The sequence below is a fragment of the Terribacillus saccharophilus genome (assembly GCF_002272075.1).
In the GTDB taxonomy this organism is placed as follows: Bacteria; Bacillota; Bacilli; order Bacillales; family Amphibacillaceae; genus Terribacillus; species Terribacillus saccharophilus_A.
The window spans coordinates 23,005-41,763 of the sequence record NZ_NPBJ01000014.1 but is presented as its reverse complement, the minus strand read 5'-3'; the positions used below and the strand labels follow the sequence as shown (position 1 = coordinate 41,763).

Below are 18,759 nucleotides of genomic sequence, written 5' to 3'. Positions count from 1 at the left end.
TTTCCATACTATACGGCATATAGTAGCAAGGAATGGAGGTATGCAGATGAAACGAAGCCTTGGATTGCGTCTTGTTTTGGCTGGGACAATGGTGATAGCTGGCCTGCTCTTTTTCTTCACCGACCGATCCACCCATCCTGTTCCGTATAATGATGTCCACGAAGAGATGATCCGACACGCATTGGAGGAAGTGAACAATACAGCAGTCGAGGAGCTAGCTGCTTATGATACGTATGAAGTACTGGGAGTTGGTTTTGAGCCGGAAGGCATTATCAGTTTACGAATTCAGAACGAGGAAGAGGAAGTCGATCATCATATGCTGACTGTTTGGGAAGAAGTGAAAGGAGAAGCAGCGGATGTTGTGGAAGCACATGATCTAGAAGATGACATCAACCGGGAAATCGAACTGGAGGTCAAATTAATCGGACCGGAAAACACTGTCTTGCACACACATTAAGCATGCTAAGGAGGCATGCTTTTTTCTTTTGCTTAATCGTGGTGCCTAACGGGTATAAAGAAGCAAGAACATAAAAACATAACTGGAAGGAGTGAGGCGTATGAAGATAGCAGGCTATTTTGGATTCTTCATCCTGGCGCTTGTCTTCCTACTATTCTTTGCATTTACTACAAATACGCTATTTCTTCTGCTCACCATTCTTTCAGGTGTAGTAGGGGCATTTTTCTTATTCCGAGAATTGAGAACAAGAGAAAAGAAAGAACCAAGGGAACGAGATTATAACAAGAAGGGGAGATAATAATGGGACATGTGATCAAATCAGAATCAGGATATAACATTTTCGCAGAGGATATAGGTACAGGCATTCCTGTAGTCTTCTTGCACGGCTGGCCGGTAAGCCACAAAATGTTCGAGTATCAAATGAATGAACTGCCGAAGCATGGCTACCGTTTCATCGGTATCGATTTGCTCGGTTTCGGAAAATCGGATAAGCCATGGAACAGCTACACCTATGATGCACAGGCAGAAGCAGTACATGCTGTTGTCGAGCATCTGGGACTTGATAATTTCGTTTTAGCTGGCTTTTCGATGGGTGGTCCGATTGCCATTCGTTATATGAATAAATACGGTCTTGCTAAAGTGAACAAGCTGCTTCTGCTGTCAGCAGCAGCTCCTGTTTTCACGCAGCGTGATGCTTATCCATTCGGTATGAAGAAGGAAGAGGCAGATGATATGATTGAGCAAATCCAAACGGATCGTCCGAAAACCCTGCAGGACTTCGGTAATATGTTCTTTGCTCAAGATCATTCTGAGCCTTTCAAAGAATGGTTCTTCCATCTTGGCTTGGAAGCTAGCGGACATGGTACGATTCAGGCGATGGAAGCACTTCGTGATGAGGATCTACGTGCTGAGCTAGCGCAGATCAGTACACCGACATATATCTTCCATGGTCAAAAGGATGAGATTTGTCCGTTTGATTTCGCCACAGAAATGACAGGCGGTATCGTCAATTCAACAATCGTTCCTTTTGAGAACAGCGGCCATGGACTTATGTTCGACGAGAAAGAAAAATTCAATCAAGAGCTGTTGCGTGTATTGCAAAGCTAAAAGTAACAAAATAGAGCTGACAAGTGTGTCAGCTCTATTTGCCATGGCCAGGAGGAGAAGAGATGAATGGAATTGTTACGATTGTAGGTTTAGCAGTTGTTATTGTACTTGTCGGAATTGCAGTTTTCTACAACACTGGAGCACGTAAACGCCCAATGCAAAATTCCGATCGCCATCGGGAGCAGCTGAAACTGCAGTATGACACGTTAAAAGTGCGTCCGACAAAATTGGTGGATGAAGAGCACATCGATAGACTGAAGCAGGCAATGGATTATGATTATTTGGAAAGAATTAATGATGCCTTTCGAAGAGAGTATTATGATTGGAGCCAAATGAAAATCAATACACATTTCCGCGGCTTATTCCGCTTCTTCCTTCTTGCCTCGATCTTCCGGCGGAAGGAATTATTCAATAAGGATATTCACCGCTTATGGGAAGTGATGCGTCAATTCGAAAAGGAATATAAGACGTTTTGTCTGCGGTTCTTCGATGGGGAAATAACCGAAGACGCTTCAGAGCGCGGGGAACGGGATGCCGAGGAAAGAGAACGATTTGAAGTCAAATATTTGATGCTGTTCCAATTAGGAGAACGGACACCGACGCTTTGGGGAGAATTTTTCCAATATGGCGATGGAAAAGAGTTCATGGAATATATAAGTACACATGATATAGAGCAAGTGAAACAGGAATATATGGCGGAGAATATCACTGCAGATGCAGAAAGGACATTCGATAACTTTTACCATCATATAAAATGGGGCATGGAGGCCAACGCTGACGAGCTTCGTGATCATCAAGCTGGGCCGGAGGGAAGTGAAGAGGATCGCGAGATGGACGTGAGCATCCTCTACTTTCTTTGTATCAGAGATGAAGCAACTGATGAGGAAAAACGGGAGCTCGCATTGTACACCGGTAAGGGCAGTGGGTTTTATGCAACAAATGAATCCTTTGGAAAGATGCAGAAACAATAAACTGGTCAGAATGGTCTTATTTAATGATCAATAAAGCGATTATTAATTAATAATGTACTATCTTGATCTACCGCTGCGAAATACACTGCGCAAGGTAAGCTTAATACTTTCTTGAAATAAAACAATCCAAACTTACGCAAATCTTATTTGAGAATTTGAGTGAGTTTGGATTTGTATTTGTATTTGACTAAACGCTTTTATCGCATTCATTTTTTTCATACTACCTTTAATCGGTGGTGAATAAGCTAGTCCTGAAGGGGGCTTGGTTTATGCATCATTACCGGAGGTTCAAACGTAAGCAACTGATGATGGCCATATGTTTGCTTATTATGCTGCTGCTTTGTCTGTTTGTCCTCTTGCTGAAAAGTGCTTCTCCTAATCAGTCTAAAAAGACTGTAGAAGATTTTTATACGTTAGAACAGAAGGGCGAATTTGCGACCTCCTGGGGGTTGCTGCATAAGGATTTGCAGGTCAGATTTCCGCTTAAGGATTATGTGACGGATCGTTCTCATGTATTTATGGGTCATTTTGGTGCAGACACTTTTTCATTTGAAATAGAAAAGGGAGAAAAGCAGAAGAAGTGGCGAGCAGAACCAAATGGGCAGACCTACAAAGATGTCTATTCCTATACAGTAAAACAGAATTATCAAGGGAAGTACGGGCGCTTTTCCTTTGTGCAGTATGTTTATGTGACAAAGGAAAAGGGAGAATGGCGTATTTTGTGGGATTATCGGAACCAGAATTGACTTGCACTTTTGTCAGGACCGTTGAATTCTTTTTTAAATGGCGTATGATGGAGAAAAAGAGAAACGGAGAGACAGTATGAAAGCAATTCTTTTCGATTTGGATGGAACAATCCATGACAGGCATACTACATTACAGCGGTTCTTGGCTGATCAATTTCAGCGATTTCAATCTGAGCTGGCAGGAGTTAGTGAATCGGATTTTACAGCGGCATTTCTGGAATTAGATCAAAATGGCTATGTGGAGAAACCGGTTGTCTATCATGCACTATTAAGCAGATTTTCCTTGGATATGAGCATGGAGCCTGTGTTGACTGCTGATTATTTTGATAATGTGGCGCAGTTCGCTGTCGCATTTCCGGAAGCACTTGAGACTTTGCAGGAACTAAGTATGTCTTATACATTGGGCATTGTCACAAATGGGCCGGCTTTGCTACAACAGCAGGTGATCGAACAGCTTGGCTTGTACTGGCATTGCCAAAGCTTGGTCATTTCTGAAGTGGTCGGCTTACGAAAGCCGGATCCGGCAATCTTTGAAATGGCGCTGTTAGAGGTGGAGGCCGCTGCATCAGAAGCTGTTTTTGTCGGAGATCATGCAGAGGTTGATGTGGCTGGGAGCAGAAATGCAGGTCTGCAGCCGGTCTTCTTCGGTGGGAAACTTGAGGGAGTGCCGAGTTTCTCTGATTGGCGCGTACTGCCAGCTTTGCTAGCCAACTGGAATCGGTCTGAAAGGAAAAATAAAGGCGACTATACTATAATGGACATGGACTAAGCATTTACATAAAGGGGAGATTGGATGGCTGAGAACGTAAAACGAAAGGATTACAAACTGATCGCACTTGATATGGATGGAACAATGCTCAATACGCGTGAAGAAGTGTCGGATGCGAATAGAGAGGCGATACAACGGGCGCAGGAGGAAGGTGTTCATGTCATTCTGAGCACAGGCCGAGGCATTCGGACATGTAAGCCTTATGCGGATGATCTTGGGCTGCAGTCTTTTCTGGTAACAGTAAACGGAAGTGAAATCTGGACTGCTGAGGGTGAATTGCTAGAGCGTGAATTGATCGAGGATGATTTGATCAAAAAGATGAAGCGGCTGGCTGATGAGTATGACACGCATTATTGGGCTGTCAGCACGGAGCATGTGTTCCGCGGTAATTTCCCTGCAAATATGGAGGAATATGATTGGCTGAAATTCGGCTTTGATACATTCGACGATGAAAAGCGGGAAGCAATTGTCAGAGCACTTTCCGATAAAAATGAGCTGGAGCTGTCCAATTCCAGTCTGACGAATATCGAGGTCAATGCAGTAGGGATCAACAAAGCAGAAGCGGTACAAAAAGTCTGTGATCGGCTTGATATCAAAATGGAGCAAGTAATTGCCATGGGTGATAGCCTGAATGACATTAAGATGATCGAAGCTGTCGGATGCGGCGTAGCAATGGGCAATGCCCAGGATGCAGTCAAAGAAGTTGCAAACTATCAGACGGATACAAATGATGCCGATGGGGTAGCTAAAGCGATCCATCATCTGCTAGGATGGTCATAAGCCCGGTGTTCCCGGGCTTCTTACATAAGGGGGAGACAGAATGAAGACAGATCATTTGTATTACCCATATCATTCACAGCGAATGACGACAATTGCAAGACAAGGAATGGTAGCTACGTCACAGCCGCTTGCTGCACAAGCAGGACTGGATATGCTGAAAAAAGGCGGCAATGCAGTCGATGCCGCGATTGCAACTGCAGCCATGCTGACAGTTGTGGAGCCGACTTCGAATGGAATCGGCGGTGATGCTTTTGCACTTGTTTGGATCAAGGACAAGCTATATGGTTTGAATGCCAGCGGTCCAGCACCACAATCAATTAGCATTGATAAAGTGAGAGAACTCGGACATGAAGAGATGCCTTTGCATGGCTTCCTGCCGGTGACGGTGCCAGGTGCACCAGGCGGATGGGCGGCCCTCAGCAAGCGATTCGGTAAGCTTCCATTGATAGAAGTGCTGCAGCCAGCAATTTACTATGCTGAAAACGGGTTTGCGGTAACGCCGACAGTTGCCAAGCTATGGGAACGCGCGTACAAAAAGTTCAGCACGTCATGTACAGAAGCGATGTACAATGGCTGGTTTGACACATTTGCTCCAAACGGAGAGTTTCCGAAAATCGGGGACATATGGAGATCTCCTGATCATGCGGAAACCCTTCGGCAAATAGCGCGTACAGATGCGGCTGCTTTTTATAAGGGAGAACTAGCCGCTAAAATGACGGAATTTTCTGCTGATAATGGCGGCTTCTTAACAAAAGAGGATTTGGCAGCTTACGAGCCGGAATGGGTGGAGCCGATTTCTGTTAATTATCGAGGCTACGATGTGTGGGAAATTCCTCCGAACGGCCAAGGGTTGGTAGCTCTTTCAGCTTTGAATATATTAAAAGGTTTTTCTTTCCAAGAAAAAGAATCAATTGATACATATCATAAGCAAATGGAAGCGATGAAGCTTGCTTTCGCCGATGGTCATGCATACATAACCGAAGAGCAGCATATGCCTGTCACTGTGGAGGAATTGCTGTCAGATGCTTATGCGTCCAAAAGAAGAGACCTAATTGGGGAGACTGCACAGGAACCGGAGGCGGGCGAACCGAAAGCAGGCGGAACGGTTTATTTGGCAACGGCAGATAATGATGGGAATATGGTTTCCTTCATTCAAAGCAACTACCATGGCTTCGGTTCCGGGCTGGTCGTACCAGGAACAGGTATTGCGCTGCAAAACCGCGGACATAATTTCAGTCTTGATCCAAACCACGCAAACAGTTTGCAAGGCGGAAAGAAATCTTTCCACACGATCATCCCAGGCTTTTTGACGAAAGATAATAAGGCTATTGGACCATTTGGTGTAATGGGAGGATTCATGCAGCCACAGGGGCATGCTCAGGTTGTTATGAATATGCTTGATTTCGGGCTTAACCCACAGACAGCTTTGGACGCCCCGCGCTGGCAGTGGATCAAAGGCAAGACATTCCACGTAGAAGCAGATTTCCCGAAACATATCGCGGAGGCACTGATCCGTAAAGGGCATGATATCGAAGTGAAAGCGGACAGATCTACATTCGGGCGCGGACAAGTCATTTGGCGCGACCCAGAGAACGGAACATTATATGGAGGAACAGAAGCGCGAGCAGACGGCAGTATCGCTTCGTATTAGAAAGGTTGAACAACATGATCTACTGGCAATTATTTATGGCATTTTTCCGGGTCGGCATCCTCGGATACGGCGGAGGACCTGCATCAATCCCGCTTGTGGAAAAGGAAGTCGTCAAACAGTATAAGTGGATGGATGACGAGGAGTTCGGTAATACGCTGGCACTTGGCAACAGCTTGCCTGGCCCAATTGCAACCAAATTAGCAGGCTATATCGGCTATCGGGTCGGCGGCTCGATCGGTATGATCAGCGCATTGATAGCTACCGTCATCCCGACAGTCATTTTACTCATCATCTTATTTTATTTTGTCGAAGCTTTGAGCGATCAGCCCTGGCTCAGCGGAATGACAACAGCTGTCATACCCGTTGTTGGGGTAATGCTGGCAGTGATGACACTGGATTTTCTTAAAAAGTCTCGTAATGGGTTGAGTAGCTGGCAAATTGTTGCTTTGTTAGCCGCATCTGTTGTGCTGATTGAACTGCTTCATATCCACCCTGCTTTCCTTATCCTGGCGCTTCTTCTGTTTGCACTTGTAAAACCGGAGAAACGGAAGGAGGAAAAGGGAACATGATTTACTGGCAGATATTTCTTGCCTTCTTCATTCCTGGAATTGTCGGATATGGCGGCGGTCCAGCAACTATTCCGCTTATCGAAAATGAAGTTGTGGACAGATATGGCTGGATGACAACAGCTGATTACAGCCAGATGCTGGCACTGGCAAATGCACTTCCTGGTCCTATTGCGACGAAGCTGGCAGGGGTGATCGGCTTTCAGCAAGCCGGTGTACTGGGGGCAGCAATAGGTTTGTTTGCTACAGTAGCGCCTTCACTCATCCTGATGATTGGATTATTGAGTATTTTAGCGAAATTCAAGGATTCTCCTCGGGTGAAAAGAATGACAGCTTATATTCGGCCGACTATCGCTGTGCTGCTGGGGGGGATGGCAATAAGCTTTTTCCACACTTCTTATGAAAGTGCAGGCTGGATACATACAATCATCTTGGTTGTACTTAGCTATTTGCTCATGGAGAGGTGGAAGGTGCATCCTGCCTTCGTTATCCTTGGGGCTTTGGTTTATGGTGCTGTGCTCCTCGGATGAGAAAAAGATCCTGCAGTTTTTTGCAGGATCTTTTTCTCTGGGCAGGAGATGAAAAGAAAAGGGCTAATGTAATTAGTAAAATAAAATTCACTGCATAATCTAATAGGGAACCGGGTAGCTACTTAACATGGGGAATAGGATAAAAAATGAAGAAGGAGCATCTTATGCGCGTTACCATTTGGAACGAATACCGTCATGAGAAGGAAAACGACCAGGTGAGAAGCATCTATCCCCGAGGCATTCATGGAGCAATTGCCGAATTCCTGGAGGACACTGGATTTACCGTACAAACAAGGACACTTGATGATTCGGAGCAAGGATTGGACCAAGAGACGCTGGAACAAACGGATGTCCTGATCTGGTGGGCACATAAGGCGCATGATGAAGTGAATGACTATGCAATTGAGCGAGTGAAGCAGCGTGTTCTGGCAGGTATGGGACTAATTGTCCTTCATTCCGGCCATTTCTCCAAAATATTCCGTAACTTGATGGGCACAACATGTGACCTGAAATGGAGACAGGATGGCGAGAAGGAACGTCTTTGGGTGGTTCAGCCAAGTCATCCGATCACGAGAGGACTAGGTGAGTATTTCGAGCTTCCGGAAGAAGAAATGTACGGTGAGCATTTCGATATACCAGAACCAGACCATACGCTGTTCATCAGCTGGTTTGAAGGCGGCGAAGTTTTCCGCAGCGGCTGCACGTACAATCGAGGAAAAGGGAAAATCTTCTATTTCCGACCCGGTCATGAAACGTACCCGACTTACTATGATAAGAATGTGCAGACTGTTATCCGAAATGCTTGTGAGTGGGCAGCAGCACCATCAGCAGTCGTCCCGCACTACGGAAAGTCAGAAGCCTTGGAGCCGATACTGCGCCTTGCGAAGAAATAAGTATAAAGCCGTCTTTAGGTCGACGGCTTTTACATAAACAGATACAAAAATAGAGGAGGAGAAATAGATGCGTGCAATTGGGATATACAAACATACATCCGTGGATCAGGCAGACAGCTTTACAGAAGAGCAGCTGGATAAGCCGACAGCATCAGGCGAGGATGTGCTTGTCAAAGTAAAAGCTGTCAGCGTCAATCCAGTTGATACAAAACAGCGCAAGCAGAAAGAGGACGATGGTAATTTCCGTATCCTTGGATTCGATGCGGCAGGAATCATCGAGGAAGTTGGAGAGAATGTAGAAGGGTTCCAGCCTGGAGACGAAGTCTATTATGCTGGATCCGTTACCCGTCAGGGATCCAATAGTGAATTCCAGCTTGTCGACTATAAAGTTATCGCCAAAAAACCGAAAAATCTCAGTTTTGCTGAAGCAGCAGCGTTGCCATTGACAGCATTGACTGCATGGGAAGCTATGTTTGAGAAGATGCATATACCGCTAGACGCGGAAGCGAATAAAGACAAGACAATTTTGCTGGTTAACGCAGCTGGAGGTGTTGGTTCGATTGCTTCTCAGTTTGCACAATTGTATGGTCTGAATGTAGTCGGAACTGCTTCACGGGAAGAGACAATTACATGGGCTAAGCAGCATGGTACCGAGCGAGTAATCAACCATCATGAACCGTTTCATCCACAGTTAGAAAAACTGGGTATAGACAATGTCGATTATGTTTTCTGTATGCATCAGCTGGACAAGGCATGGGATGATATTATCGAAGTCGTGAAACCAGAAGGTATCATTTGTGCCATCACTGGCCCAGTTGAAGATATCAAACTGACTGATCTGACGTCCAAGAGCCTGACACTTGTCTGGGAGTATATGTTTACACGTACGCTTCATCAGACACCTAGCAGATATAAGCAAGGCGAAATTCTGTCCAAAGTAGCAGAGCTGGTCGAGGACGAACGCATACGTACGACGATAGCGGAGGAGCTCGAGGGTCTTACCGTCGAGAATGTGCAAAAAGCGCATAAGCGATTGGAAGATGGCAGTATGATCGGGAAACTCGTCATTTCTGTATGACTTGGGCAGGCGTTACGCCTGTCTTTGTTCTGTTTCCTGCCAATTCTGTTGTATAATGAAAATAAGACATATATGGTGGAGAGGTGAACCGATGTTACATAAAGTAGCTGTTATCACAAGTGGTGGAGATTCACCAGGCATGAATGCGGCCATACGGGCTATTGTCAAGGCGGCAAACTATCATGATATTGAAGTTTATGGTGTGGAAGGCGGTTATCAGGGGCTAATTGAGGACAAATTATCGATTATTCGTACACCTGATGTAGAGACGATCGCTAACAAAGGCGGAACAATCTTGAAAACGTCACGCTCGCTTGCCTTCATGGATGATTCTGGCAGAAAGCAGGCAGTCGAAGTGCTTCGCAACTATGGTATTGCTGATGTTATCGTTATCGGTGGGGAAGGTTCACTTCAAGGTGCACAAAAGCTGCATGAATTGGGTATCCGAGTCATCGGCATTCCGGGAACGATTGATAATGATCTGGATTACACCGACTATTCTATAGGCTTTGATACGACATTGAATACAGTGCTCAGCTCCATCGGACGAATCAAGGATACTGGTTTATCACATAACAAAACAACCATCGTGGAAGTGATGGGCAGACATTGTGGTGATCTAGCCTTGTTCACTGCTGTTGCAGGAGAAGGGGATATCATTTCTACGCCGGAGCTTAAACTGAGTTTCGAGCAGATTTGTGAAAAACTTCAAGACAAGATTTCCAAAGGCCGGAATGATAATATCATCGTTGTCACAGAACGGATGTATGATTTGGATGAACTGCAGCGATTCATCGAAGAAGAAATGAATATCGAAGTACGGACTACAGTCCTAGGTTTCATCCAGCGCGGTGGCGAGCCTTCTGCATTTGACCGGATTCTTGCCAACAAGATGGGCGTCAAAGCTGTGAACATGCTGATGGAGGGACAGTCCGGTTATGCAATCGGAATTAAAGCCAATCAGCTAATTGAGAAAGATTTGCGTACGATGCTCGATGAAAAGACTGATAAACAACCGAATTATGACTTGCTTGATATGCTATTGCATACTATATGAATAAGCGGAACAGAGCACGCCTGAGACAGGCGTGTTTTTTTCTTTGGCGAAACTTGTATATACAATATTATTGAAAGCGTTTGCAATATTATGATAAACTTTTTATAACTTCTGCAGTAAAGACAAAATTTAGGGGGATAGGCTTAATATAACAAAAAGGAGGGAATGAGATAACCGCACTAAAGAAAGCGTTTACCAAAATGCGAGGAGGAGCTGTGATGAAGCGAAGCTTTCTGATGGTTGCCTTATTTGCCGGTATTGGGCTGGCAGGCTGCTCGGCCGTGACGAGCGGAGATGGTGCGAGTGATGACAGAGTTCAGATTACATACGCGAGGGGGACAGATACGACTGGTGCCACGGATGTACTAGTCGAAGCATTCGAGAAGGAGCATCCTGAAATTGATGTGGAGGTCCGGGAAATGCCGTCTGATACTGGGGAATCACATAATCAATATGTGACGATGTTCAGCGGCAGAAGTGAGGAAATAGATGTATTCGATGCAGACATTGTTTGGTCAGCAGAGTTTGGTCAGGCAAACTATGTGCTGCCGCTCGACCGATTGATTGAGCGGGATCAAGTGGATATGGACGCTTACTTCCCGGCTACGGTAGAGGCTGGCCGTTATAACGGCAGACAGTATGCTATGCCTGGCTATGCCGACGCAGGATTGCTTTATTATCGGACGGATATAACTGATCAGGTGCCCGAAACATGGGATGAGCTGGAACAATTGGCTCAAGAAAACATGGGTAAGGAAGGCTCCAAATTCGGTTATCTCATGCAGGCAGCCCAATATGAGGGCATCGTGACCAATGCGATTGAGTATATTTACTCTTACGGCGGGCAGGTATTGGACGCTAATGGGAATGTTGTCATTAACAGCCCGGAAGCAATAGAAGGCTTGCAGAAGATGATTGATATAACAAATAGCGATTTTGTACCAAACAACATACTTAACTTCCAGGAAATCGACACAGAGTCCTCCTTTAATGAGGGAAATGCCGTATATGCAAGAAACTGGCCATATTTGAATGATACAGCGAATGATCCGGAGATATCCAAAGTGGCAGGTAATGTTGGCATTGCCACACTTCCGGCTGGAAGTGAAGGAGCAGCATCATCACTAGGAGGATGGATGCGGATGATCAACCGCTACTCCGATGAAGTGGAAGCATCCTGGACTTTCGTGAAGTGGATGAGCGGAGAAGAAGGGCAGAAGATCAGTGCTCTTGAAGGCGGTAAGGCTCCGACATTGGAAGCTTTATATGACGATAAAGAGATTACGGATGTCAGTACCGTGCTTGCAAGCGAGGATTTCTATGATTCGCTGCAAAATGCGATACCGCGCCCGATCACGCCAATTTATCCGGAGATCTCTGATATCATGCAAATCGAGCTTTCTCGTGCGATGGCAGGAGATATAACTGCTGAAGAAGCGGTAGAACGTATGGAGACAAAAATGCAAGCTGCGTTGGAATCCGTAACCAATTAAAGGAGCTGAGTGTATGAAGCAACCGAAAAAAAGACGGTTTCAGCTGAGTGAACGGCAGCTTGGTTACGCGATGGTCGCACCGTCTATCATTCTTATTGCCGTCATCATCATTTGGCCAATTATGTTGTCAGCCTGGAACAGCTTGTTTGATTACCGTTTAAATGACCCGGCAAAAGCAGAGCGGATTTCATCTTTAAGTATTAATCTCGAAACATATGCTGATAACCGATATCTGGTATACGACACAATGGAAGATGTCAGAGATGCGATGCCTGATGCTGGCGGGACATTAGATGACATCACAACAGCATTGGATGAACAGCATGAAACATTATTGAATACCGATGAAGGACTTGCGGACCGGTATGAAGAAGTCAACACTATGCTGGATAATTTCCAGCCAGTGAACGATGAGGAACTCCGGCTGGTAGAGGTTCCAGAGGAATGGGCAGATGGATTTGCCAACACTTTAGAAGAGCAAACGGCCGCTGTTCAGGGTTTACGAGAAGGTGCTCCTGAAGAAGCTGTCCAACCGCTGACGGATCTAGAATCTCAGCTGTCGAATACACAAGGTTCAATCCTGGAGCCGAACTTTGTCGGGCTAAAGAATTATTCAACCTACCTTGGTGATGGACGGACGTGGACAGCGATGCTGAATACGTTATTGTTCACCGTCGTTACTGTAGGTGTTGAACTTGCCGTTGGGTTGGCCGTTGCTTTACTGATCAATCGCGTCTTCATTGGACGTGGGCTTGTCCGAGCTGCTGTACTCGTTCCATGGGCGATACCGACAGCGGTAGCAGCAATGATGTGGACATTCCTGTTTGATGGTCAGTCCGGTATTATGGCCCATTATATGGCTCAGTTTGGTCTCATCGATGATCCAGGTGCACTGCTTTCGACTGGAGCAGGCGGTATGTTCTCTATCATGTTTGCTGATATTTGGAAAACGACACCGTATATGGCACTTTTACTTTTAGCTGGCTTGCAGACCATTCCACGCTCACTGTATGAAGCAGCGGAAGTGGATGGAGCAAACAAATTCCAGCAATTTATCTCTATCACTCTGCCGATGATTCGTTCGGCGATCCTAGTTGCAGTCTTATTCCGTGCATTGGACGCATTCCGTGTGTTCGACCTCATCTACGTTCTTACTGGCGGAGGTCCAGCCAACTCGACGGAATCAATCAGCGTCTATGCTTACAAACTGCTGTTTGAACAACAGAATTTCGGTGCAGGTTCTGCTTTGAGCGTAATCGTATTCCTGAGTGTCGCATTGCTCAGTACGATTTTCATCAAACTAATCGGCTCGGATTTGTTCAGCGGAAGGCTAAAACAATAGGACGGAGGAGGAGAATCGTATGGTAAAACGTGCTGGAGTCGGATTCTATATTTTCTTGATTATCTTTGTATTTCTGGTCATGTTCCCGTTTATCTGGGTGTTCCTGACTTCAATCAAACCGCAGGGAGAAATTTTTTCCTCCTTCCAATGGTTCTCGAGCAATATGACATTGGATAACTATGCATCGGCATTGGAAACAAGGCCGTTGCTTATGTACATGATGAATAGCTTTGTTGTAGCAACTCTCACCACGATTATCTCCATCATTGTCGCATCATTCACAGCCTATGCGGTCACGCGGCTGCCAATCCGTTTCAAAGGTTTGATTCTAGGATTGGTACTTGCTGCATCCATGTTTCCGCAAATCGCAGTCCTATCACCAATCTTCAACTTTGTCACCGATGCAGGTTTGCGCAACAGCTATCTTGGTCTTGTAATCCCGTACATTACGATCAGTTTGCCTCTGGCAATCTGGATTCTATCGACGTTTTTCATCAAGATTCCGCTGGCATTGGAAGAATCAGCGAAGCTGGATGGAGCGACTCCGTTCCAGACATTCCGCAAAATCATCTTCCCACTGGCAGCCCCAGGCGTGTTTACGACAGCCATTCTTGTCTTTATCGCTGCCTGGAATGAATATCTATTTGCCTTGACGATCAACACGGATGATCGCTGGCGCACGATACCAGTCGGTATCTCATTCTATCAAAGCCAATACAGCGTTCCGTGGGGAGATATCACTGCCGCAACTGTTATCGTGACGATCCCGATCGTTGTTCTCGTACTCTTGTTCCAGCGCCGTATCGTCGCTGGTCTGACAAGTGGATCTGTCAAAGAATAATAAACTTGGAGGTACTGCTGGATAATGAAAACCTTACGCGTAGGAGTAGTCGGACTAGGAAGTATTGCACGTAATCGCCACTTGCCGGAGCTGGAACAAAATCCGAACACCGAAATCACTGCTGTTTGTGATGTGGTGCCGAGCCGCTCAGAGGAAATCGCCAAAGAATTTAACGCAACAGCATATACCGAATATGAAGAGCTGATAGAGGATCCGCGTATCGATGCGGTCATCGTCTCTGCGGCCAACCATTTGCACGCACCAGTATCGATCGCTGCTCTGCAGGCAGGAAAGCATGTGCTTTGTGAAAAGCCGATGGCAACAACTCTGGAAGAAGCAGACGAAATGATCGCAGCACAAAAGGCGAGCGGCAAGCTATTGCTGATCGCTCATAACCAGTGTTTTGTACCATCTCATCAAAAGGCACGGAAGATGATTCAAAACGGAGAGCTGGGCAAAATATTCAGCTTCCGGACGACATTCGGTCACGGAGGTCCGGAGCAGTGGAGCATCGATGGGAAAAACAGCTGGTTCTTTGATAAAGACAAAGCTTATATCGGAGCACTTGGTGATCTGGGCGTGCATAAATCCCACTTGATTGAGTTCCTGCTCGACGAACCGATTCAGGAGGTGGCGGCTTTTGTCGATACGCTGGCAAAGCCTTACGCAGATGTGGATGATAATGCAGTCGCTGTACTGCGTACGAAGTCAGGAATCATCGGTACACTTACTGCTAGCTGGTCGTATGTAGCAGAAGAAGATAACTCCACAATCATTTACGGTGAGAAAGGGGTCATCCGTCTCGAGGAAAACCCTGAATATAGCTTGGTTGTCGAGTATCATAACGGAGACCGCAGCAATCATTCGCTTGGAGCAATTCAGACAAATGATTCGGATACACAATCGAATTCCGGCGTTGTGGACGCGTTTGCCAGCTGTGTGCTGGATAAAAATTCTAACTGTCCAATCACAGCAGAAAAAGGCCGGTCTGCATTGGCTGTCATCTTGGCAGCGCTGGACTCCAACGGTACGAAAAAAATAATTTCACTTGCACCAGAAGCAGTCGAGAAAGGGGAATAAGCATGAAATTAGGCGTTTTTACAGTTCTGTTCCAGGAGCTTTCACTTGAGGATATGCTTGCACGTGTAAAACAAGCAGGGTTGGATACTGTTGAAATAGGTACCGGTGGCTATCCAGGCAATGCGCATTGTAAGATTGATGAATTATTGGAAAGTGAAGATGCGTTGAAGCAATACCAAGCAACATTTGAGAAGTACGGTGTTACAATTGGTGCTTTTAGCTGTCATGGCAACCCAATTTCACCAGACAAGGCATTTGCGGAAGAATCAGATTGGCTATTGCGCAAGACGATTAAGCTGGCTGCTAAAATGGGAGTTCCGGTTGTGAACTGCTTTTCTGGTGTGGCAGGTTCCGAAGAGAGCGCAACAAAGCCGAACTGGCCGGTTACAGCTTGGCCGACTGAGTATGCAGATGTCTTGAACTGGCAATGGGAAGAGAAACTGGTTCCATACTGGAAGGAGCTAGGTACATTTGCAGAGGAGCATCAGGTAAAGATTGCGCTGGAATTGCACGGAGGCTTCCTTGTCCACACGCCTTATACGATGCTCAAGCTGCGTGAGCTGACGAGTGATGCTATCGGAGCCAACTTTGATCCAAGTCATATGTGGTGGCAGGGAATCGACCCAACCGCAGCCATTAAAATACTCGGAAAAGCTGGCGCAATCCATCATTTCCATGCCAAAGATACGTACATCGATCCTGATAATGTGAACATGTATGGGCTGACTGATATGCAGCCGTACAGCAATATCAAGCAGCGAGCATGGAATTTCCGTACAGTCGGACTCGGACATGGTCAGGAAGAGTGGAACAAGATGATCAGTGCGCTGCGCACCTATGACTACGATTATGTAATCAGTATTGAGCATGAAGATTCGTTGATGTCGATTGAAGAAGGATTCCAACGTGCAGTTGATAATCTGAAAAATGTCGTGATAAATGAACCTGCGACTACAATGTGGTGGTCGTAAGATTTAAGAGCATCTGCCTAAATGGCAGGTGTTTTTTTGTTTGTTAGATACGCTAACATCTGCCAAAAACCGCGGTGTGTCAGGGTTTCTGACAAATATACATAATATTATTAATTTTCTAAAAACTATCTTGACTTGCCACATTTGCCTGTATATTATTAGACCTAACTTCGAGGCGGCACGTACATAATCTTACAAACGCTGAAAGAAGCAAAGGGGGAAAACAGGTGAGGAAACAAGTAATGGCTTTAGCGATGACGAGTACATTGGCACTTGGTTTTTTGGCAGCATGCGGTAATACAGACTCTGCATCAGGTGGAGAAGGCAGCGAAACGGTAAAAATTGCACTCCAAGCACCAATGTCCGGCGGCAGTGCGACATTAGGGGAAGCAATTAAGAATGGTGCTGTTATGGCAGTGGAAGAGGAAAAAGCTGCATTCGAGGAAGCTGGATTCAGTCTGGAGCTAGTAGAATACGATGACCAAGGTGATCCGCAGAAAGGTGTTTCCAACGCACAGATTATCGGTTCCGATCAAGACGTTTACGGCGTTGTTGCCCATTTGAACTCTGGTGTTTTCATACCTTCGAGTGAAGTGTATGAACGTTATAATATTCCTTCTGTTTCCCCGGCCTCAACAGCGACGGATGTAACCGACCGTGGGTTGAAATCGGTCAACCGGATTGTAGCACGTGATGATTTCCAAGGTCCAGCAGGTGCTGAATATGCTGTTCAGGAAATTGGTGCTAAGAAAATCTTCGTTATCAATGATAAGACAGCTTATGGGCAAGGCTTGGCAACCGCCTTTGCTGAGGCTGCAGCAGAAGAGGGAGCTGAAATCGTCGGTGAAGCCGGAATCACAGTCGGAGAGAAAGATTTCAACGGCGTGCTGAATCAAGTATCATCAGCAGATCCGGATCTTGTCTATTTTGGCGGTCTGTACTCAGAGGGCGGTTTGCTGATCAAGCAGGCTCGTGATAATGGTATTGATGCTGCCTTCATGGGCGGAGATGGACTTGATTCCTCCACACTTGTAGAAATTGCTGGTGACACAATTAGTAACGTTTATCTGACTTCAGTAGCCGGAGATTCAAGTGCGACTGAATTTGCCAAGAATTATGAAGAAGAATATGGAGCGAAACCAGAATCCTTCTCCATTTATGGCTATGATTCAGCCAAGGTACTGATGGAAGGCATACTGAATGCAGTGGAGGAAAATGGAGGCGAGCTTCCTGCTAAAGATAAAGTGGCAGCTGCTGTACGTGCCATCGATGATTATGAAGGGGAAATGACCCAGGTCAGCTTTGACGATAAAGGCGACAACGAATTCGCTAAAATATTCATTTACAAATTCGATGAAGCAAGCTATCCAGCCAAAATCCAAGGCGAAATTTCACAGTAAGAGGTGAAAAGGATATGGTCACGGTACCATATCCTTTTCCATTACAGAAAGAAAGGAGTTGGAATGATGACGCAGGTTTGGGATACACTGCCGCAGGTGCTGATTGATGGCCTGACACTTGGCGCAATTTATGCAATCATCGCTCTCGGTTATACAATGGTTTACGGTATTTTGGAGCTGATTAACTTTGCTCATGGAGAGATTTTCATGGCAGGAGCTTTTATTGGAACAGCCGTCCTGATCGGTTTGACTGGTCTTGGCTGGGTTGCTGTCATGCCAGCTATATTCATTTTGCTTCTTGTCCTAGTGATAACAGGAGGGCTCACTGGTATGCTCGGCATGGGAATCGAGCGACTCGCATACCGTCCGCTCCGAAAAGCATCCAAGCTGATTACGTTAATTACGGCAATCGGCGTTTCCTTCCTGCTGCAGGACATTGTCCGCTTTATTACGGAGACACAGCAGAATAACTATATCGTCAATACACCATCGCTTTTCCCGGGTAGTTTGTCGATAAGCGGCTTGAACATTCGCTACTCCTTCCTCGTCGTCATCATCGTTGCGATATTGATGATGGTCGCATTGGAGTTTTTCGTCAACCGGACAAAGTGGGGACTGGCCATGCGTGCTGTTGCGCAGGATCAGGATACCGCTTCCCTGATGAGTGTGAATGTAAACAAAGTTATCAGTGTGACATTCTTTGTTGGCTCAGCTTTAGGCGGTGCAACAGGAGTATTGTTCGCCATCCACTATGGCACAATCGATCCGTATATCGGCTTTATACTTGGATTGAAGGCATTCACTGCAGCTGTATTGGGCGGTATCGGGAATATCCGGGGTGCCATGGCTGGCGGTATGCTGCTGGGATTATTGGAAATGTTCGCAGCGGCAAATCTATCTGCGATAACTGCGGGTCTCCTTAGCTCTGAGTACAAAGATGTGTTTGCTTTCGCCATCCTTATCCTCGTATTGATATTCCGGCCTGAAGGCTTGTTCGGCAGAGCCGCAATCGAGAAAGTGTAGGTGA

At 46.0% G+C, this 18,759-nt stretch carries 20 protein-coding genes; all 20 read left to right on the top strand.

Features of this window, described 5'->3' with window-relative positions; all coding sequences use genetic code 11:
* The first annotated feature begins 46 nt into the window (after positions 1 to 46).
* The 20 genes from CHH48_RS07865 to CHH48_RS07770 all read left to right on the top strand — a co-directional run bounded on the left by CHH48_RS07865 (position 47) and on the right by CHH48_RS07770 (position 18,755).
* Positions 47 to 457, top strand: coding sequence for a hypothetical protein (locus CHH48_RS07865; RefSeq protein WP_095218592.1), 411 nt, complete (start codon positions 47 to 49; stop codon positions 455 to 457).
* A gap of 100 nt (positions 458 to 557) precedes the next feature.
* Positions 558 to 755, top strand: coding sequence for a hypothetical protein (locus tag CHH48_RS07860; protein ID WP_095218591.1), 198 nt, complete (start codon positions 558 to 560; stop codon positions 753 to 755).
* A 2-nt stretch (positions 756 to 757) separates the two neighbouring features.
* The gene (locus CHH48_RS07855) at positions 758 to 1,564 is read left to right on the top strand and encodes an alpha/beta fold hydrolase (RefSeq protein ID WP_095218590.1); all 807 of its coding nucleotides are present in this window, start codon (positions 758 to 760) and stop codon (positions 1,562 to 1,564) included.
* 62 nt (positions 1,565 to 1,626) lie between these two features.
* Entirely contained in the window at positions 1,627 to 2,535 is a 909-nt protein-coding gene (locus tag CHH48_RS07850) for a hypothetical protein (protein ID WP_095218589.1), read from the top strand.
* Between the two features lie 269 nt (positions 2,536 to 2,804).
* The gene (locus tag CHH48_RS07845; protein ID WP_095218588.1) at positions 2,805 to 3,281 is read left to right on the top strand and encodes a hypothetical protein; all 477 of its coding nucleotides are present in this window, start codon (positions 2,805 to 2,807) and stop codon (positions 3,279 to 3,281) included.
* A 76-nt stretch (positions 3,282 to 3,357) separates the two neighbouring features.
* Positions 3,358 to 4,050, top strand: coding sequence for an HAD family hydrolase (locus CHH48_RS07840; RefSeq protein WP_176466376.1), 693 nt, complete (start codon positions 3,358 to 3,360; stop codon positions 4,048 to 4,050).
* A gap of 24 nt (positions 4,051 to 4,074) precedes the next feature.
* Positions 4,075 to 4,830 (top strand): Cof-type HAD-IIB family hydrolase, encoded by a 756-nt coding sequence (locus CHH48_RS07835; RefSeq protein ID WP_095218586.1) that lies wholly within the window; start codon positions 4,075 to 4,077, stop codon positions 4,828 to 4,830.
* A 40-nt stretch (positions 4,831 to 4,870) separates the two neighbouring features.
* Positions 4,871 to 6,481, top strand: a complete 1,611-nt coding sequence (ggt, locus tag CHH48_RS07830; protein ID WP_095218585.1) for a gamma-glutamyltransferase — start codon at positions 4,871 to 4,873, stop codon at positions 6,479 to 6,481.
* A 14-nt stretch (positions 6,482 to 6,495) separates the two neighbouring features.
* Entirely contained in the window at positions 6,496 to 7,050 is a 555-nt protein-coding gene (locus CHH48_RS07825) for a chromate transporter (protein ID WP_095218584.1), read from the top strand.
* Positions 7,047 to 7,577 carry a chromate transporter gene (locus CHH48_RS07820; RefSeq protein ID WP_095218583.1) on the top strand — a complete coding sequence of 177 codons (531 nt, stop codon included), beginning with the start codon at positions 7,047 to 7,049 and terminating at the stop codon, positions 7,575 to 7,577. Before CHH48_RS07825 ends, CHH48_RS07820 begins: the two co-directional genes overlap by 4 nt.
* Positions 7,578 to 7,741: 164 nt before the next feature.
* Positions 7,742 to 8,470 (top strand): ThuA domain-containing protein, encoded by a 729-nt coding sequence (locus CHH48_RS07815; RefSeq protein WP_095218582.1) that lies wholly within the window; start codon positions 7,742 to 7,744, stop codon positions 8,468 to 8,470.
* A gap of 67 nt (positions 8,471 to 8,537) precedes the next feature.
* Positions 8,538 to 9,548 (top strand): zinc-binding alcohol dehydrogenase family protein, encoded by a 1,011-nt coding sequence (locus CHH48_RS07810; RefSeq protein WP_095218581.1) that lies wholly within the window; start codon positions 8,538 to 8,540, stop codon positions 9,546 to 9,548.
* A 91-nt stretch (positions 9,549 to 9,639) separates the two neighbouring features.
* A complete protein-coding gene (gene pfkA / locus CHH48_RS07805) occupies positions 9,640 to 10,605 on the top strand; it encodes a 6-phosphofructokinase (protein WP_095218580.1) in 966 nt (321 codons plus the stop codon).
* A gap of 218 nt (positions 10,606 to 10,823) precedes the next feature.
* The gene (locus CHH48_RS07800; protein ID WP_245840326.1) at positions 10,824 to 12,098 is read left to right on the top strand and encodes an ABC transporter substrate-binding protein; all 1,275 of its coding nucleotides are present in this window, start codon (positions 10,824 to 10,826) and stop codon (positions 12,096 to 12,098) included.
* Positions 12,099 to 12,111: 13 nt separating this feature from the next.
* Positions 12,112 to 13,440 carry a carbohydrate ABC transporter permease gene (locus CHH48_RS07795; protein WP_095218578.1) on the top strand — a complete coding sequence of 443 codons (1,329 nt, stop codon included), beginning with the start codon at positions 12,112 to 12,114 and terminating at the stop codon, positions 13,438 to 13,440.
* A gap of 19 nt (positions 13,441 to 13,459) precedes the next feature.
* Positions 13,460 to 14,281: a carbohydrate ABC transporter permease gene (locus CHH48_RS07790; protein WP_095218577.1), complete on the top strand. Its 822-nt coding sequence runs from the start codon at positions 13,460 to 13,462 to the stop codon at positions 14,279 to 14,281.
* 24 nt (positions 14,282 to 14,305) lie between these two features.
* Complete coding sequence (locus CHH48_RS07785) at positions 14,306 to 15,361, top strand: Gfo/Idh/MocA family protein (protein ID WP_095218576.1); 1,056 nt, start codon at positions 14,306 to 14,308, stop codon at positions 15,359 to 15,361.
* Positions 15,362 to 15,363: 2 nt separating this feature from the next.
* Positions 15,364 to 16,332, top strand: a complete 969-nt coding sequence (locus tag CHH48_RS07780) for a sugar phosphate isomerase/epimerase family protein (protein ID WP_095218575.1) — start codon at positions 15,364 to 15,366, stop codon at positions 16,330 to 16,332.
* A gap of 242 nt (positions 16,333 to 16,574) precedes the next feature.
* Positions 16,575 to 17,732, top strand: coding sequence for a branched-chain amino acid ABC transporter substrate-binding protein (locus CHH48_RS07775; RefSeq protein WP_095218609.1), 1,158 nt, complete (start codon positions 16,575 to 16,577; stop codon positions 17,730 to 17,732).
* A 63-nt stretch (positions 17,733 to 17,795) separates the two neighbouring features.
* The gene (locus tag CHH48_RS07770) at positions 17,796 to 18,755 is read left to right on the top strand and encodes a branched-chain amino acid ABC transporter permease (protein WP_095218574.1); all 960 of its coding nucleotides are present in this window, start codon (positions 17,796 to 17,798) and stop codon (positions 18,753 to 18,755) included.
* Positions 18,756 to 18,759 lie beyond the last annotated feature (4 nt).

What these genes read in the sequence shown, in the direction of transcription:
- pfkA (WP_095218580.1), top strand. Translation starts at nt 9,640, where the DNA reads ATGTTACATAAAGTAGCTGTTATCACAAGTGGTGGAGATTCACCAGGC.
- ggt (WP_095218585.1), top strand. Translation starts at nt 4,871, where the DNA reads ATGAAGACAGATCATTTGTATTACCCATATCATTCACAGCGAATGACG.
- CHH48_RS07845 (WP_095218588.1), top strand. Translation starts at nt 2,805, where the DNA reads ATGCATCATTACCGGAGGTTCAAACGTAAGCAACTGATGATGGCCATA.
- CHH48_RS07785 (WP_095218576.1), top strand. Translation starts at nt 14,306, where the DNA reads ATGAAAACCTTACGCGTAGGAGTAGTCGGACTAGGAAGTATTGCACGT.
- CHH48_RS07815 (WP_095218582.1), top strand. Translation starts at nt 7,742, where the DNA reads ATGCGCGTTACCATTTGGAACGAATACCGTCATGAGAAGGAAAACGAC.
- CHH48_RS07835 (WP_095218586.1), top strand. Translation starts at nt 4,075, where the DNA reads ATGGCTGAGAACGTAAAACGAAAGGATTACAAACTGATCGCACTTGAT.
- CHH48_RS07790 (WP_095218577.1), top strand. Translation starts at nt 13,460, where the DNA reads ATGGTAAAACGTGCTGGAGTCGGATTCTATATTTTCTTGATTATCTTT.
- CHH48_RS07795 (WP_095218578.1), top strand. Translation starts at nt 12,112, where the DNA reads ATGAAGCAACCGAAAAAAAGACGGTTTCAGCTGAGTGAACGGCAGCTT.
- CHH48_RS07860 (WP_095218591.1), top strand. Translation starts at nt 558, where the DNA reads ATGAAGATAGCAGGCTATTTTGGATTCTTCATCCTGGCGCTTGTCTTC.
- CHH48_RS07850 (WP_095218589.1), top strand. Translation starts at nt 1,627, where the DNA reads ATGAATGGAATTGTTACGATTGTAGGTTTAGCAGTTGTTATTGTACTT.
- CHH48_RS07775 (WP_095218609.1), top strand. Translation starts at nt 16,575, where the DNA reads ATGGCTTTAGCGATGACGAGTACATTGGCACTTGGTTTTTTGGCAGCA.
- CHH48_RS07865 (WP_095218592.1), top strand. Translation starts at nt 47, where the DNA reads ATGAAACGAAGCCTTGGATTGCGTCTTGTTTTGGCTGGGACAATGGTG.
- CHH48_RS07820 (WP_095218583.1), top strand. Translation starts at nt 7,047, where the DNA reads ATGATTTACTGGCAGATATTTCTTGCCTTCTTCATTCCTGGAATTGTC.
- CHH48_RS07770 (WP_095218574.1), top strand. Translation starts at nt 17,796, where the DNA reads ATGATGACGCAGGTTTGGGATACACTGCCGCAGGTGCTGATTGATGGC.
- CHH48_RS07825 (WP_095218584.1), top strand. Translation starts at nt 6,496, where the DNA reads ATGATCTACTGGCAATTATTTATGGCATTTTTCCGGGTCGGCATCCTC.
- CHH48_RS07840 (WP_176466376.1), top strand. Translation starts at nt 3,358, where the DNA reads ATGAAAGCAATTCTTTTCGATTTGGATGGAACAATCCATGACAGGCAT.
- CHH48_RS07800 (WP_245840326.1), top strand. Translation starts at nt 10,824, where the DNA reads ATGAAGCGAAGCTTTCTGATGGTTGCCTTATTTGCCGGTATTGGGCTG.
- CHH48_RS07810 (WP_095218581.1), top strand. Translation starts at nt 8,538, where the DNA reads ATGCGTGCAATTGGGATATACAAACATACATCCGTGGATCAGGCAGAC.
- CHH48_RS07780 (WP_095218575.1), top strand. Translation starts at nt 15,364, where the DNA reads ATGAAATTAGGCGTTTTTACAGTTCTGTTCCAGGAGCTTTCACTTGAG.
- CHH48_RS07855 (WP_095218590.1), top strand. Translation starts at nt 758, where the DNA reads ATGGGACATGTGATCAAATCAGAATCAGGATATAACATTTTCGCAGAG.